The sequence below is a fragment of the Streptomyces sp. P5F9 genome (assembly GCF_057961495.1).
Window position 1 is genome coordinate 1 of sequence record NZ_JBXVPZ010000258.1, and the last position, 13,506, is coordinate 13,506.

A 13,506-nucleotide genomic window follows, 5' to 3' on the forward strand; every position below is an offset into this window, starting at 1 on the left:
GCCCCCGCCCTCGGCGACCTCGCCCCCCGCCTGACCGAGCTGACCCTGCGCGACGCGCACCGGCTCGGGCGCAGGCTCGAAGGCGCGCGCAGGATCCGTAAGCCGGAGGCCCGCGCCGCCGTCCTCGCCGAGATCGAGGCCGAGGTGGCGCGCGGCGAGGAGCGGATGGCCGCGCGGCGCACCCGCATCCCGGCGATCTCGTATCCGGAGCAGCTGCCGGTCAGCCAGAAGAAGGCCGACATCGCGGCCGCGATCCGCGATCACCAGGTCGTGATCGTGGCCGGTGAGACCGGCTCCGGCAAGACGACCCAGATCCCGAAGATCTGCCTCGAACTCGGCCGCGGCGTCCGCGGCATGATCGGGCACACCCAGCCCCGCCGTATCGCCGCGCGCACCGTCGCCGAGCGGATCGCGGAGGAGATGGACACCCCGCTCGGCGAGGCCGTCGGCTGGAAGGTCCGTTTCACGGACCAGGTGAACCAGGACTCGACCTTCATCAAGCTGATGACGGACGGCATCCTGCTCGCCGAGATCCAGACCGACCGCGAGCTGCGCGCCTACGACACGATCATCATCGACGAGGCCCACGAGCGGTCCCTCAACATCGACTTCCTGCTCGGCTACCTCGCCCAACTGCTGCCCAAGCGCCCGGACTTGAAGGTCGTCATCACCTCGGCGACCATCGACCCGGAGCGTTTCTCCCGGCACTTCGGCGACGCCCCGATCATCGAGGTCAGCGGCCGGACGTATCCGGTGGAGGTGCGGTACCGCCCGCTGCTGGAGGACGAGTCCGAGGACTCCGACCGCGACCAGATCACCGCGATCTGTGACGCCGTGGAGGAGCTTCAGGGCGAGGGCAAGGGCGACATCCTCGTCTTCCTCTCCGGGGAGCGGGAGATCCGCGACACGGCGGACGCGCTGACGAAGAAGAACTACCCCCGCGCCGGAGGCGCTCATGGGCAGGGCACCGAGGTCCTCCCGCTCTACGCCCGCCTCTCGCACGCCGAGCAGCATCGCGTGTTCCAGCAGCACACTGGCCGAAGGATCGTTCTGGCGACGAACGTCGCCGAGACGTCCCTCACCGTCCCGGGCATCAAGTACGTCATCGACCCCGGCTTCGCCCGGATCAGCCGCTACAGCCACCGTACGAAGGTGCAGCGGCTGCCCATCGAGGCCGTCAGCCAGGCAAGTGCCAATCAGCGCAAGGGTCGTTGCGGCCGCACGTCGGACGGCATCTGCATCCGCCTGTACTCCGAGGACGACTTCCTCGCCCGCCCGGAGTTCACCGACGCGGAGATCCTGCGGACGAACCTCGCGTCCGTGATCCTGCAGATGACCGCGGCCGGGCTCGGTGAGATCGAGAAGTTCCCGTTCATCGACCCGCCGGACCACCGGAACATCCGCGACGGTGTCCAACTCCTCCAGGAACTGGGCGCGTTGGACCCGGTCGAGAAGGACCCGCGCAAGCGCCTCACGCAGACGGGCCGCAAGCTCGCCCAACTCCCCGTGGACCCGCGCCTGGCCCGCATGGTGCTGGAGGCCGACAAGAACGGCTGTGTCCGCGAGGTCATGGTGATCGCCGCCGCGCTCTCCATCCAGGACCCGCGCGAACGCCCGGCGGACAAGCAGACGCAGGCGGACCAGCAACACGCCCGTTTCCGCGACGAGTCGAGCGACTTCCTCGCGTTCCTCAACATGTGGCGGTACATCCGCGAGCAGCAGAAGGAGCGCGGCTCCTCCGCGTTCCGTCGCATGTGCAAGCAGGAGTACCTGAACTTCCTCCGCATCCGCGAGTGGCAGGACATCTACAGCCAACTCCGCACGGTGGCAAAGCAGATGGGCATCCACTTCAACGAGGAGGACGCGGCCGAACAGAGCGTCCACCTCTCCCTCCTCGCGGGCCTGCTCTCCCACATCGGCATGAAGGACGTGAAGGACGGCGCGAAGAACGAGTATCTCGGCGCCCGCAGCGCCAAGTTCGCGATCTTCCCCGGCTCGGCCCTCTTCAAGAAGACCCCGCGTTTCGTCATGTCGGCAGAGCTGGTGGAGACTTCACGCCTCTGGGCCCGCGTCAACGCCAAGATCGAGCCCGAGTGGGTCGAGCCCCTCGCCGGCCACCTCCTCAAGCGGACGTACAGCGAACCGCACTGGGAGAAGGACCAGGCGGCCGTGATGGCCTTCGAGAAGGTCACGCTCTACGGCGTCCCGATCATCGCCCAGCGCAAGGTGAACTACGGCCGCATCGACCCGGAGGCGTCCCGCGAGCTGTTCATCCGCAACGCGCTCGTCGAGGGCGACTGGCGCACGCACCACAAGTTCTTCGCCGACAACCGCAAACTCCTCACCGAGGTCGAGGAGTTGGAGCACCGCGCCCGCCGCCGGGACATCCTGGTCGACGACGAGACGCTCTACGACTTCTACGACGAGCGGGTGCCCGAACACGTCGTCTCCGGCGCCCACTTCGACTCCTGGTGGAAGCACAAGCGGCATGAGGAACCCGAACTCCTCGACTTCGAGCGCTCGATGCTCATCAACGAGCGCGCCGGAGACATCAGCAAGGCCGACTATCCGGACTCCTGGCATCAGGGGCGGCTGAAGTTCCGCGTGACGTACCAGTTCGAGCCGGGCGCGGACGCGGACGGTGTCACGGTCCACATCCCCCTCCAGGTTCTCAACCAGGTCACGGACGAGGGCTTCGACTGGCAGATCCCGGGGCTGAGGGAGGAGGTCGTCACCGAACTCATCCGCTCCCTCCCGAAGCCGATCCGCCGCAACTACGTCCCGGCCCCGAACTTCGCCCAGCGCTTCCTGGCGACGGCGACCCCCCTGCAGGAGCCCTTGACGACGACAATGGCGCGCGAACTGAAGCGCATGGTCGGAGTCCCCTTCACCGCCGACGACTTCGACTGGTCGAAGGTCCCGGACCACCTGCTCATCACCTTCCGGATCGTGGACGAGCGGCGCCGCAAGATCGCCGAGGACAAGGACCTGGAGGCGCTGAAGGTCCGGCTGAAGCCGAAGGCGCGCCAGGCCATCTCGCAGGCGGCCGCGGCGACGGCCGAGCGCGAGGGCGGCGAGTCCCTCGAACGCGAGGGCCTGACCGACTGGACGATCGGCACGCTCACCCGCGTCTTCGAGACCCGAAGGGCCGGCCAGCCGGTAAAGGCGTACCCAGCACTCGTGGACGACGGCGACACCGTCTCCGTACGGCTCTTCGACACGGAGGAGGAGCAGGCGGAGGCGATGTGGAAGGGCACGCGCCGGCTCATCGTGCGCAACATCCCGGTGAATCCGGCGAAGTTCGCGTCCGAGAAGCTCACCAACGCGCAGAAGCTGGCTCTGTCCGCGAACCCGCACGGTTCGATCCAGGCGCTGTTCGACGACTGCGCGCTGGCGTCCGCCGACAAACTCATCGGCGACTTCGGCGGCCCCGCGTGGGACGAGGAGTCGTACCGGAAGCTCTACGAGAAGGTGCGCGCCGAGATCGTCGACACGACGGTCCGGGCGGTGGGCCAGGTCCAGCAGGTGCTGGCCGCCTGGCAGGCCTGTGAGCGCCGTCTGAAGGGCGCGAGCAGCCCCGCGTTGCTGGCGAACCTCTCCGACGTACGCGCCCAGCTGGACGCCCTCGTGAAGCCGGGCTTCGTCACGGCGGCCGGGATACGTCGCCTGCCCGACCTGATGCGCTACCTGGTGGCCGCGGACCGTCGTCTCCAACAGATGCCGACCGGGGTCCAACGGGACACCACCCGCATGGAGAAGGTCCACGAGATGCAGGACGAGTACGCGTGGCTCCTGGAGCAACTCCCGCAGGGCCGCCCGGTTCCGTCCTCGGTCCGGGACATCCGCTGGATGATCGAGGAGCTCCGGGTCAGCTATTTCGCCCACGCGCTCGGCACGGCGTACCCCGTCTCCGACAAGCGGATCGTGAAGGCGATCGACGCGGCCGCACCGTAACAGCGCCTGCACACCGAGTGAGTTCGACCAGGCGGGCCCCCTCCTGTACAGTCTCATCTCGCGGCACAACGCACCATCAAGTGCCGCGAATCAAGGTCCTGTGGAGCAGCTTGGAGTGCTCGCCACCCTGTCAAGGTGGAGGCCGCGGGTTCAAATCCCGTCAGGACCGCAGTGAATGAAACCCACCTCCGTCGGGGGTGGGTTTTTTCGTGCACGCACGACAGCTTGTCGGCACCGGTCCGCGAGGGGGGCTGGGGGCGCAGCCCCCAGGGACGGCCCCCTTGACGCCGCCCAACCCGCCCGGTACCCAGAAACCAGGCCCCGTTCCACACAGGGCCACGGAGGTGGCGCATGGCGGCTTCGGTCAGGCACGAGACTCGGGCCCTGCTCCGTGCGCATCTGTCGGCCGCCGGCTCCTACCACCATGTGACCCGGTACTGCCCGATCTGCCACCGCCTGCTGCGGCTGGCCCTGGAGGCCCCTCCGCCCCAGGAACCGGATGACGACCCGGAGAGCGAAACCTCTTAGCGCACATAGGTCAGAGGCAACAAGCCATCTGGCATGTGACGGGTGTCACCGCATAAGTTTTTGAAACGGCGGAACTTACGACTCACCTACAACTGGTCAATTTAATATGTGCAATTGCACTCCTACGAGGGATGGTCCACAGGAGATCCGACACCCCTCCCCAGACTCCGACAAGGTCCCTCACAGGACCCCGCGATCCGCGCGCACGGACCCACGACCAGGCACAAAAAAGATCGCGCTGGACCCGGCGGAGTCCAGCGCGATCTACGACGCACCCTGTTCAGTTGCTTCAAAGGCGTTGGGCGTGGGCCCTGTTGGGGCAGAACCCGCGTCGCTTGGAGCTGTGCTGTCGGGCACCGTGGCCGGTTGGGGGACTAGCCGTCGTGCCCTTATTCAGTTGGTCAGGCTTCGCTGCGCTGCTGCGGAATGCCCGCGAGCAGGGCACGGACCTCCGCCTCGCGGTAACGGCGATGTCCGCCGAGCGTGCGAATCGAAGTGAGCTTGCCGGCCTTCGCCCACCGCGTGACCGTCTTGGGGTCCACACGGAACATCGTGGCGACCTCAGCCGGGGTCAGCAGCGGCTCGGCATCAGGGGTGCGAGCGGTCATGAGCGGCCTCCTCGGGAGAACCGAACCTTCTCGGTTCTTTCCTCTAAATTCTGCACCTTGACCCGCGTTGCCCGAAATGGCGTGTGCGGGTCGAGTCGGTTATAGGACGAACGGCTTGTCCTCGGCACTACAACTACACCATCTGTCCAACCGCGTAGGCCAAACCGATGGAATTGCCCTCCCAGGTGTCCATCAGCGACGGAAGCCGATGGACCATGCCATAGCGGACAGTCACACCACTGTGACGATCAGTCACAGGGGCGATCAGGAGTCATCCAGACCCCCCAAAGCGCGCATTGCCGAGATTCCGCCCAAAGCATGACGGATGGAGTCCTCCCCGGACTCCTTGTCCTATTTTGGCATGAGGAGGGGCAAGCGGCGCAAGGCATCTGCACGTGCGGTCCGTCACGCTTGGCATCAAACGTCCGGATCGGGACCTACGTCCCGTGTTGACGAACCGTAAGAATCCTATGCGCATCTGTTCGAAGATGTCAGCCACGTTCGAAGGCGAGCCGGCCCCGTCCGACTCCGCGTCAGTTCGCCGAGCGCCGGTCCCTGACCGACCGCCAGCGCTCCACGAGCCGCCCGTACGCCTCGCCCGCCGCCGCCCCGTCCCCGGTCCGCAGCGCCTCGATGCCGGCGGCCACGTCCGCCGCCGAGTGGTCGTCCTCCAGTTCGCCGGCCGGCAGGACGTGCACGAGACCGCCGTAGTCCAGCTCGACCAGGGACCGCGGATGGAACTCCTCCAGCCAGCGCCCCACGTCCACCAGACCCTCGATCAGCGGCCCGTCGTCCATCGCGTCCTTCAGGGCCCGCAGCGCCCGCGCCACCCGCCGCCGCGCCTGCACCATCGGCGTCCGGTACCGCAGCATCGGCGGCACGTCCCCGGCGGCCTGGTCGTAACGCCGCTCCTCGTCGCCGACGAGCACGAACCAGTTCAGCGGCACCTGCCAGGTCGCCGTGCGGATCCACGGCCGGGCGTCGGGGTTCCGGGCCAGCCAGCGCTCGTAGTCCTGGGTGGCCTGGTGCCGTACGAGCGGCGGGAGTACGGCGTCCAGGACCGGCGGCGGCAGCTCCTCCGCGAGGTCTCCCAGGGCCTGCCAGCCGCGCAGCCGGGTGCGCCAGGGGCAGACGCAGACCACGCCGTCGACCTCCACCACGAAGGCGTCGGCGCTCTCGTGCACCGGCACCGGGACCGGCGGGGTGGGCAGCAAGTCGGCCAGCGCGCGGCGCAGTTCGTCCTGGTACGACGGGCGGTCGGTGCGGCGGGCGTAGCGCGTCCAGTGGCCGCGCTCGGGCTCGGGGAAGGCGGCCAGCGGCTCGTAGACGCGCAGATAGGTCGCGTACGGGACGATCACCGAGGACACCTTCTTGGGCACGCCTGCTCCCTCCCCCGCCGGCCGTCGGGAAAACCTTCGGAACCCGCTCACAAACGCGCGGGAAAACTATGCAAATCGTCGCACGGACACCCCCCTTCGGTAGGTGATCCTGAACACTGCACGGATGGCGGCCCGACGCAGGCTCTACGCTCATGCGACAGGCACCCGCCACCCCTACGGAAGCCTGTCTCCAACCGCCGCCACTCACCCAGGAGTCACCACCGTGACCGACGTAGACAACGGCGTCCTGCACACCCTGTTCCACTCCGACCAGGGCGGTCATGAGCAAGTCGTGCTCTGCCAGGACCGGGCCAGCGGCCTCAAGGCCGTCATCGCCATCCACAACACCGCCCTGGGCCCCGCCCTGGGCGGTACGCGCTTCTACCCGTACGCGAGCGAGGAGGAGGCCGTCGCCGACGCGCTCAACCTCGCCCGCGGGATGTCGTACAAGAACGCCATGGCCGGTCTGGACCACGGCGGCGGCAAGGCCGTGATCATCGGTGACCCGGAGCGCGACAAGACCGAGGAACTCCTGCTCGCCTACGGCCGGTTCGTGGCCTCGCTCGGCGGGCGGTACGTCACCGCGTGCGACGTCGGCACGTATGTCGCCGACATGGACGTCGTGGCGCGCGAGTGCCGGTGGACGACCGGACGCTCCCCCGAGAACGGCGGCGCGGGCGACTCCTCCGTGCTGACCGCCTTCGGCGTCTTCCAGGGCATGCGGGCCAGCGCCCGGCACCTGTGGGGCGACCCGTCGCTGAACGGCCGTACGGTCGGCATCGCCGGAGTCGGCAAGGTCGGGCACCACCTGGTGGAGCACCTGCGGGACGAGGGCGCCGAGGTCGTGATCACGGACGTGCGCGAGGAGTCCGTACGGCGGATTCTCGACAAGCACCCGACCGGTGTGCGGGCCGTCGCGGACACGGAGGCACTGATCCGGGTCGAGGGGCTCGACATCTACGCCCCCTGCGCGCTCGGCGGCGCCCTGAACGACGCGACCGTGCCGGTGCTGACCGCCAGGGTGGTGTGCGGCGCGGCCAACAACCAGCTGGAGCACCCGGGCGTCGAGAAGGACCTCGCCGACCGCGGGATCCTCTACGCGCCGGACTACGTGGTGAACGCCGGCGGCGTGATCCAGGTCGCCGACGAGCTGCACGGGTTCGACTTCGAGCGGTGCAGGGCGAAGGCCGCGAAGATCTTCGACACCACGCTGGCAATATTCGCACGTGCGAAGGAAGACGGTATTCCGCCGGCCGCCGCGGCCGATCGGATCGCCGAGCAGCGGATGCACGAGGCGGCCGGCGCACGCGGACGCTGAGGTTCCGTTAAGCCGCTCGGCAGGCGTCTTCGGTACCCGTCGGCGACGACTTAGAGAGAACTCTCACGTTCGTCGGCGGGTCGCCTGCCAAGAAGTGGTTAAAATCGCGGTTGACCAGCGAGTACAGGGCACCTCGCGGGTCCTGGAGCCCGGCACGTGCTGCGGGCGACGTACCGTATGGGCGCGGGCTCAGGTACCGTGGAAGCCCTACGGACCGGTCTCTCCACGGAGAGTCCGTTCCAGATCATGAACGCGTGTCAAGACTCTGGGGCCACCGAGCCCCGTATCCGAGGGGGTCGAGCCATGGGGCGCGGCCGGGCAAAGGCCAAGCAGACGAAGGTCGCCCGCCAGCTGAAGTACAGCAGCGGCGGGACTGACCTCTCGCGTCTGGCCAATGAGCTGGGCGCTTCGACTTCGAGCCAGCCGCCGAATGGCGAGCCGTTCGAGGACGACGACGAGGAAGAAGACGACCCGTACGCTCAGTACGCGGATCTCTATAACGACGACGATGAGGACGAGGACGACGAGTCCGGTCCCCAGTCGCAACGTCGTGGCGCGTAATCGCTTGCGGCGCGCTCAGCGGTTAGATCTTCCCGTCAGCTGACTGCACCTCGCCCGGTCCGGGGCATCTAGCACCGGACCGGGTTTTGTGCTGCCGTTGATCAGACCGCGGCGCTTTTAGACCGAATACGTGCCGACCATCTCCGCGCCCGTCGCGTGATCGCCCCGCTCGGTGATCTCGCCCGCCACCCACGCCTCGACCCCGCGGTCGGCCAGGGTCTCCAGGGCCACGTCCGCGGACTCCTCCGGCACGATCGCGATCATGCCGACGCCCATGTTCAGGGTCTTCTCCAGCTCCAGACGCTCGACCTGGCCCGTCCTGCCGACGAGGTCGAAGATCGGGGCCGGGGCCCAGGTGGAGCGGTCCACGATCGCGTGGAGGCCGTCCGGGATCACCCGGGCGAGGTTGGCGGCGAGTCCGCCGCCGGTGACGTGCGAGTAGGCGTGCACATCGGTCGTGCGGGTCAGCGCCAGGCAGTCCAGCGAGTAGATCTTCGTGGGTACGAGGAGTTCCTCGCCAAGCGTGCGGCCGAGTTCCTCGATGCGCGCGTCCAGGGCGAGACCCGCCTGATTCAGGAGCACATGCCGGACGAGCGAGTACCCGTTCGAGTGAAGTCCCGAGGACGCCATCGCGATGACCGCGTCACCCGTCCGGATGCGATCCGCGCCGAGCAGCCGGTCGGCCTCCACGACGCCCGTACCGGCGCCGGCGACGTCGAAGTCGTCCGGGCCGAGCAGACCGGGGTGTTCGGCGGTCTCGCCGCCGACCAGGGCGCAGCCGGCGAGCACACAGCCCTCAGCGATGCCCTTGACGATCGCCGCGACACGCTCGGGGTGCACCTTGCCGACACAGATGTAGTCGGTCATGAAGAGCGGCTCGGCACCGCACACCACGATGTCGTCCATGACCATGGCGACCAGGTCGTGGCCGATCGTGTCGTAGACGCCGAGTTGGCGCGCGATGTCGACCTTCGTGCCGACGCCGTCCGTGGCGGAGGCGAGCAGGGGGCGCTCGAACCGCTTGAGGGCGGAGGCGTCGAAGAGCCCGGCGAAGCCGCCGAGGCCACCGAGGACCTCGGGGCGCTGAGTCTTCTTCACCCACTCCTTCATGAGTTCTACGGCGCGGTCGCCGGCGTCGATGTCGACACCGGCAGCCGCGTAGGAGGCACCGGAAGCGGAACTCTCAGACATTGCCTGGGATCTTTCGGGTTGGCGATACGGGGCTTACGGGCGACGGATCGCGTCGGCCGCGGCCGTGGCGGCCGGACCGGCCGCCAGCTCGGTCTCCAGGAGCTGCTTGCCGAGCAGCTCGGGGTCCGGGAGCTCCATCGGGTACTCGCCGTCGAAGCAGGCGCGGCACAGGTTCGGCTTGGCGATGGTGGTCGCGTCGATCATGCCGTCGATGGAGATGTACGCCAGGGAGTCGGCGCCCAGGGAGACGCCGATCTCGTCGACGGTCATGCCGTTGGCGATGAGTTCGGCGCGGGTGGGGAAGTCGATGCCGAAGAAGCAGGGCCACTTCACGGGCGGCGAGGAGATCCGGATGTGGACCTCGGCGGCGCCGGCCTCGCGGAGCATGCGCACCAGCGCGCGCTGGGTGTTGCCGCGCACGATCGAGTCGTCGACGACGACCAGGCGCTTGCCCTTGATGACTTCCTTCAGCGGATTCAGCTTCAGGCGGATGCCGAGCTGCCGGATGGTCTGCGAAGGCTGGATGAACGTACGGCCGACGTAGGCGTTCTTCACCAGACCCGCACCGAACGGGATGCCCGAGGCCTCCGCGTAGCCGATGGCGGCCGGGGTGCCGGACTCCGGAGTCGCTATGACCAGATCGGCCTCGACCGGAGCTTCCTTCGCGAGCTTGCGGCCCATCTCGACACGGGAGAGGTAGACGTTCCGCCCGGCGATGTCGGTGTCGGGACGGGCGAGATAGACGTACTCGAAGACGCAGCCCTTGGGCTTCGCATCCGCGAATCGAGAGGTGCGCAGGCCGTTCTCGTCGATGGCGACGAACTCGCCCGGCTCGATCTCGCGGACGTACGCGGCGCCGCAGATATCGAGGGCGGCGGACTCGGAGGCGACCACCCAGCCGCGCTCCAGCCGGCCGAGAACCAACGGGCGGACACCCTGCGGGTCGCGGGCGGCGTAGAGAGTGTGCTCGTCCATGAAGACGAGCGAGAAGGCACCCTTGACCTGCGGGAGGACAGCGTGGGCGGCTTCCTCGATGGTCAGCGGCTTGCCGTCGGTGTCGACCTGGGCCGCGAGGAGCGCGGTGAGGAGGTCGGTGTCGTTGGTGGCCGCTACGCGGGGCGTACGGCCTTCCTGCTTGGGGAGGTCGGCGACCATCTCCGCGAGCTGCGCGGTGTTGACCAGGTTGCCGTTGTGGCCGAGCGCGATCGAGCCGTGCGCGGTGGCGCGGAACGTCGGCTGGGCGTTCTCCCACGTGGAGGCGCCGGTGGTCGAGTAGCGGGCGTGTCCGACCGCGATATGACCCTGGAGCGAACTGAGGGAGGTCTCGTCGAAGACCTGGGACACGAGGCCCATGTCCTTGAAGACGAGGATCTGCGAGCCGTTGCTGACCGCGATTCCCGCGGATTCCTGGCCTCGATGCTGGAGGGCGTAGAGCCCGAAGTAAGTGAGCTTGGCGACCTCTTCACCGGGAGCCCAGACTCCGAAGACGCCGCAAGCGTCCTGGGGTCCTTTCTCGCCGGGGAGCAGATCATGACTGAGTCGACCGTCACCACGTGGCACGCCACCGAGTGTAGGCGAGATCGACCACTGGTCCGAATTCGGGTTACTCGCCGGTAGTGGATCACTTGGCGGCGACAGCACGCACGATCGTGCCGTTTTCGCTGGTCAGCGTGAGGGTGTCGTGATCGACTCGATAGCCGACCTGCCCGTCGAAGAGGGCGAGCAGGGCGCGTTCGGTGCCCATGAGTGAGGCGTCGCACATCATTCGGGTGGTGGACGGGCGGCCGAGGGTGATCCGCGTGGCGTCTACGGTGGCCGTCGCGTTGACGGCGTTGCAGCCGAGACGGCCGCCGACCCTGCCGCCGCTGCTGGTGTTCTTGGCGCTCGCGTCGTCGAAGGTGAGCCGCGGCTTGCCGTGCACCCGCTGTGCCGAGCCGTCCACGGTGATGCCCTGCACCCGCCAGTCGACGCCGGTGACGGGCCGTTGCTCCTCGACCGATCCGCTGCCGCTGTTCGCCTTCTCGCTGCCGCATGCCACGACGAGCGGGAGGATGGTCAGGACGGCGAGGGTGAATCGCTGTTTGTCCATGGGGATGGGACGGGAGGGGCGGAGGAGCGGTTCCCTGGTGCCCTTCGAGGTTCCGCGGCTCACCCCATGATCGGCAGCAGCCCGCCCAGATCCGCCCGCTCCCCGCTCGCGCTGACCTTCGCCCTTTCTACGGCGTCCTTCCACCGCGTCCGCCCGGTCGCGAGCCGGAGCCAGGTCAGGGGGTCGGTCTCCACGACGTTGGGCGGGGTGCCTCGGGTGTGCCGGGGCCCTTCGACGCATTGCACGACCGCGTACGGCGGGATGCGCACCTCGGTGGAGCCGCCGGGGGCCTTCGTGGCGAGGGCGTCGGCCAGCAGCCGGGTGCAGGCGGCGAGGGCCTGGCGGTCGTGGGGGACGTCCAGGCCGGGGACGGCTGCGTTGAGGTCGTCGGTGTGGACGCAGAGTTCGACGGTGCGGGTGACCAGGTAGTCGGCCAGGGGCATCGCGCCGGCGTTGGTTTCGAGCAGCCGGGTGCCGGGGTGGGTGTCGAGGTGGGCGGTGAGGGTTCGTTCGACGTCGGCGAGGTAGGCGTCGAGGTCGGGGTGCTGTGCGGCGAGCGTGCGCGTGAAGTCGGCGATGGCGGAGGAGTTGGCCCCGGTGGCGAAGGGCCAGTCGAGGATCACGGCGTTCTGCGCGGGCGGGGCCGGCCGGTCCAGGGCGCGGTGGACCGCGGTGATCGCCATCCCGATGTGCGCGACCAGCTCGCGTACGGTCCAGTCGCCCAGGCGGGTGGGCAGCGCGAGTTGGTCGGGGGTGAGCGTCCCTACGGCCTTTCGTACGTTGCCGAACTGGGTCAGGACCGCGGTGCGGGTCTTGGCGGGGTCATATGTACGGGCGCGCTTCTTGGCCGGGGGCATGGCGGGGAGCCTAGTGCTTGTCGCAGGGAGGCCTCACGGCGTTTTGCGCCCGTAGTCGCCGAGCCCGCTTTCCACCAACGTGAAGGCGCGCGCGGCGCGTTCGGGGGCGTCGGCGAGGTGGGCGGCCAGGTCCCGGGTGCCCTTCTGGGCGGCCAGGAAGACACGGTTCCGCAGGACCGGGGTCTCCAGGACGAGTTCGCGCAGCCGGCGGACGAACACCTCGTTGGCCAGGCCGACCGATGGGTCGCGCACCGCGCGGGCCGCGTCGGCGATCTCCTGCACGGACACGTTGTCGCTGCGCGGGCCGACCGGGCGAGGCACGTTTCCGGCGAGATTCGGTGCCGGAGACGCGGGTAGCACATCACCCCGTATCGGTCACTCGACCAGGGTTGTCCGGTCGACTCCGAACAGCCACGGCAAGCGCGCCTCAAAGGGGCCGGCAGAGTGCGGGCGCGCCGCCGTACCCGCCGCCGGACCGTCGGAGACACCACGCGGCTGCCGTCCCGATCGTCCGGGACCTGGACCCCGCCCATGGCATCGACAAGATTCCGTGGCTGGTCAGCGCGTATGCGCTCGCGTCGGCGGCGATCGCGACCTTTCTGGTGGGTTGATCGGCGGGCTGCTCGCCGGCCATGCGAACTGGCGGTGGATCTTCTACGTCAACCTGCCGGTGGGCATGGTGGTCCTGGTCACGGCCGTCTTCGCACTGAAGCTCCCCGGGCATCATATCCGGCGCCCGCTGGACTACTTGGGCGCGGGACTGGCGGCCGCGTTCTCCAGCTCACTGCTGCTGATGACGGACTGGGGCGGCAAGCAGTACGGGTGGGCTTCGCCGGAGATCATGGGTCTGGGCGTTGCTACGGCTGTGACGCTCACCCTGTTCCTCCGGCGCCAACTCCGGGCGCCTGAGCCGGTGTTGCCGCTGTCGTTGTTCAAAGTTCGCGAACTGCGGCTGGGCTTCGCGGTGCAGGCGATTCTCGGCGGGGGGCATCGCCAGTTCGTCGGCGGGGCTGTTCCTGGT

At 68.6% G+C, this 13,506-nt stretch carries 11 protein-coding genes, 1 tRNA gene and 1 pseudogene; 6 read left to right on the plus strand and 7 right to left on the minus strand.

Features of this window, described 5'->3' with window-relative positions; genetic code table 11:
• The 3 genes from hrpA to AC31A1_RS32215 form a co-directional block, all read left to right on the plus strand.
• The coding region (gene hrpA, locus AC31A1_RS32205) for an ATP-dependent RNA helicase HrpA (RefSeq protein ID WP_489656711.1) at positions 1-3,954 on the plus strand (3,954 nt) is incomplete at its 5' end.
• A gap of 94 nt (positions 3,955-4,048) precedes the next feature.
• Positions 4,049-4,123, plus strand: a tRNA-Asp gene (locus AC31A1_RS32210).
• Positions 4,124-4,305: 182 nt separating this feature from the next.
• Complete coding sequence (locus tag AC31A1_RS32215) at positions 4,306-4,482, plus strand: DUF6274 family protein (protein WP_489656712.1); 177 nt, start codon at positions 4,306-4,308, stop codon at positions 4,480-4,482.
• 401 nt (positions 4,483-4,883) lie between these two features.
• Here AC31A1_RS32215 and bldC read toward each other — a convergent pair whose 3' ends face one another.
• Positions 4,884-5,090 (minus strand): developmental transcriptional regulator BldC, encoded by a 207-nt coding sequence (gene bldC, locus AC31A1_RS32220; RefSeq protein ID WP_003949541.1) that lies wholly within the window; start codon positions 5,088-5,090, stop codon positions 4,884-4,886.
• Positions 5,091-5,623: 533 nt separating this feature from the next.
• Positions 5,624-6,469 (minus strand): DUF8083 family protein, encoded by an 846-nt coding sequence (locus AC31A1_RS32225; RefSeq protein WP_318017287.1) that lies wholly within the window; start codon positions 6,467-6,469, stop codon positions 5,624-5,626.
• 223 nt (positions 6,470-6,692) lie between these two features.
• Here AC31A1_RS32225 and AC31A1_RS32230 point away from each other — a divergent pair, with 223 nt between their 5' ends.
• Together AC31A1_RS32230 and AC31A1_RS32235 are read left to right on the plus strand one after the other, a co-directional pair.
• The gene (locus AC31A1_RS32230) at positions 6,693-7,787 is read left to right on the plus strand and encodes a Leu/Phe/Val dehydrogenase (RefSeq protein WP_489656713.1); all 1,095 of its coding nucleotides are present in this window, start codon (positions 6,693-6,695) and stop codon (positions 7,785-7,787) included.
• A gap of 303 nt (positions 7,788-8,090) precedes the next feature.
• Positions 8,091-8,348, plus strand: a complete 258-nt coding sequence (locus AC31A1_RS32235) for a DUF3073 domain-containing protein (protein ID WP_019061825.1) — start codon at positions 8,091-8,093, stop codon at positions 8,346-8,348.
• Positions 8,349-8,465: 117 nt separating this feature from the next.
• On the opposite strand, the gene purM is transcribed toward AC31A1_RS32235, so the two are convergent.
• From purM to AC31A1_RS32260, 5 genes are all read right to left on the minus strand, one after another.
• Positions 8,466-9,539: a phosphoribosylformylglycinamidine cyclo-ligase gene (gene purM / locus AC31A1_RS32240; protein ID WP_489656714.1), complete on the minus strand. Its 1,074-nt coding sequence runs from the start codon at positions 9,537-9,539 to the stop codon at positions 8,466-8,468.
• Between the two features lie 33 nt (positions 9,540-9,572).
• Positions 9,573-11,099 (minus strand): amidophosphoribosyltransferase, encoded by a 1,527-nt coding sequence (gene purF, locus AC31A1_RS32245; RefSeq protein ID WP_489656715.1) that lies wholly within the window; start codon positions 11,097-11,099, stop codon positions 9,573-9,575.
• A gap of 61 nt (positions 11,100-11,160) precedes the next feature.
• Complete coding sequence (locus AC31A1_RS32250; RefSeq protein ID WP_489656716.1) at positions 11,161-11,628, minus strand: META domain-containing protein; 468 nt, start codon at positions 11,626-11,628, stop codon at positions 11,161-11,163.
• Between the two features lie 59 nt (positions 11,629-11,687).
• Positions 11,688-12,485 carry a maleylpyruvate isomerase family mycothiol-dependent enzyme gene (locus AC31A1_RS32255; RefSeq protein ID WP_489656717.1) on the minus strand — a complete coding sequence of 266 codons (798 nt, stop codon included), beginning with the start codon at positions 12,483-12,485 and terminating at the stop codon, positions 11,688-11,690.
• A gap of 33 nt (positions 12,486-12,518) precedes the next feature.
• Entirely contained in the window at positions 12,519-12,806 is a 288-nt protein-coding gene (locus tag AC31A1_RS32260; RefSeq protein ID WP_489656718.1) for a hypothetical protein, read from the minus strand.
• Between the two features lie 170 nt (positions 12,807-12,976).
• Between AC31A1_RS32260 and AC31A1_RS32265 the strand changes: the two are divergent.
• Positions 12,977-13,506, plus strand: a pseudogene (locus AC31A1_RS32265) (hypothetical protein); the annotation flags it as partial.

Excerpts from the sequence above, each read along its gene's own strand:
- AC31A1_RS32255 (WP_489656717.1), bottom strand. The coding sequence starts at position 12,485 with ATGCCCCCGGCCAAGAAGCGCGCCCGTACATATGACCCCGCCAAGACC.
- AC31A1_RS32215 (WP_489656712.1), top strand. The coding sequence starts at position 4,306 with ATGGCGGCTTCGGTCAGGCACGAGACTCGGGCCCTGCTCCGTGCGCAT.
- purM (WP_489656714.1), bottom strand. The coding sequence starts at position 9,539 with ATGTCTGAGAGTTCCGCTTCCGGTGCCTCCTACGCGGCTGCCGGTGTC.
- AC31A1_RS32235 (WP_019061825.1), top strand. The coding sequence starts at position 8,091 with ATGGGGCGCGGCCGGGCAAAGGCCAAGCAGACGAAGGTCGCCCGCCAG.
- bldC (WP_003949541.1), bottom strand. The coding sequence starts at position 5,090 with ATGACCGCTCGCACCCCTGATGCCGAGCCGCTGCTGACCCCGGCTGAG.
- AC31A1_RS32250 (WP_489656716.1), bottom strand. The coding sequence starts at position 11,628 with ATGGACAAACAGCGATTCACCCTCGCCGTCCTGACCATCCTCCCGCTC.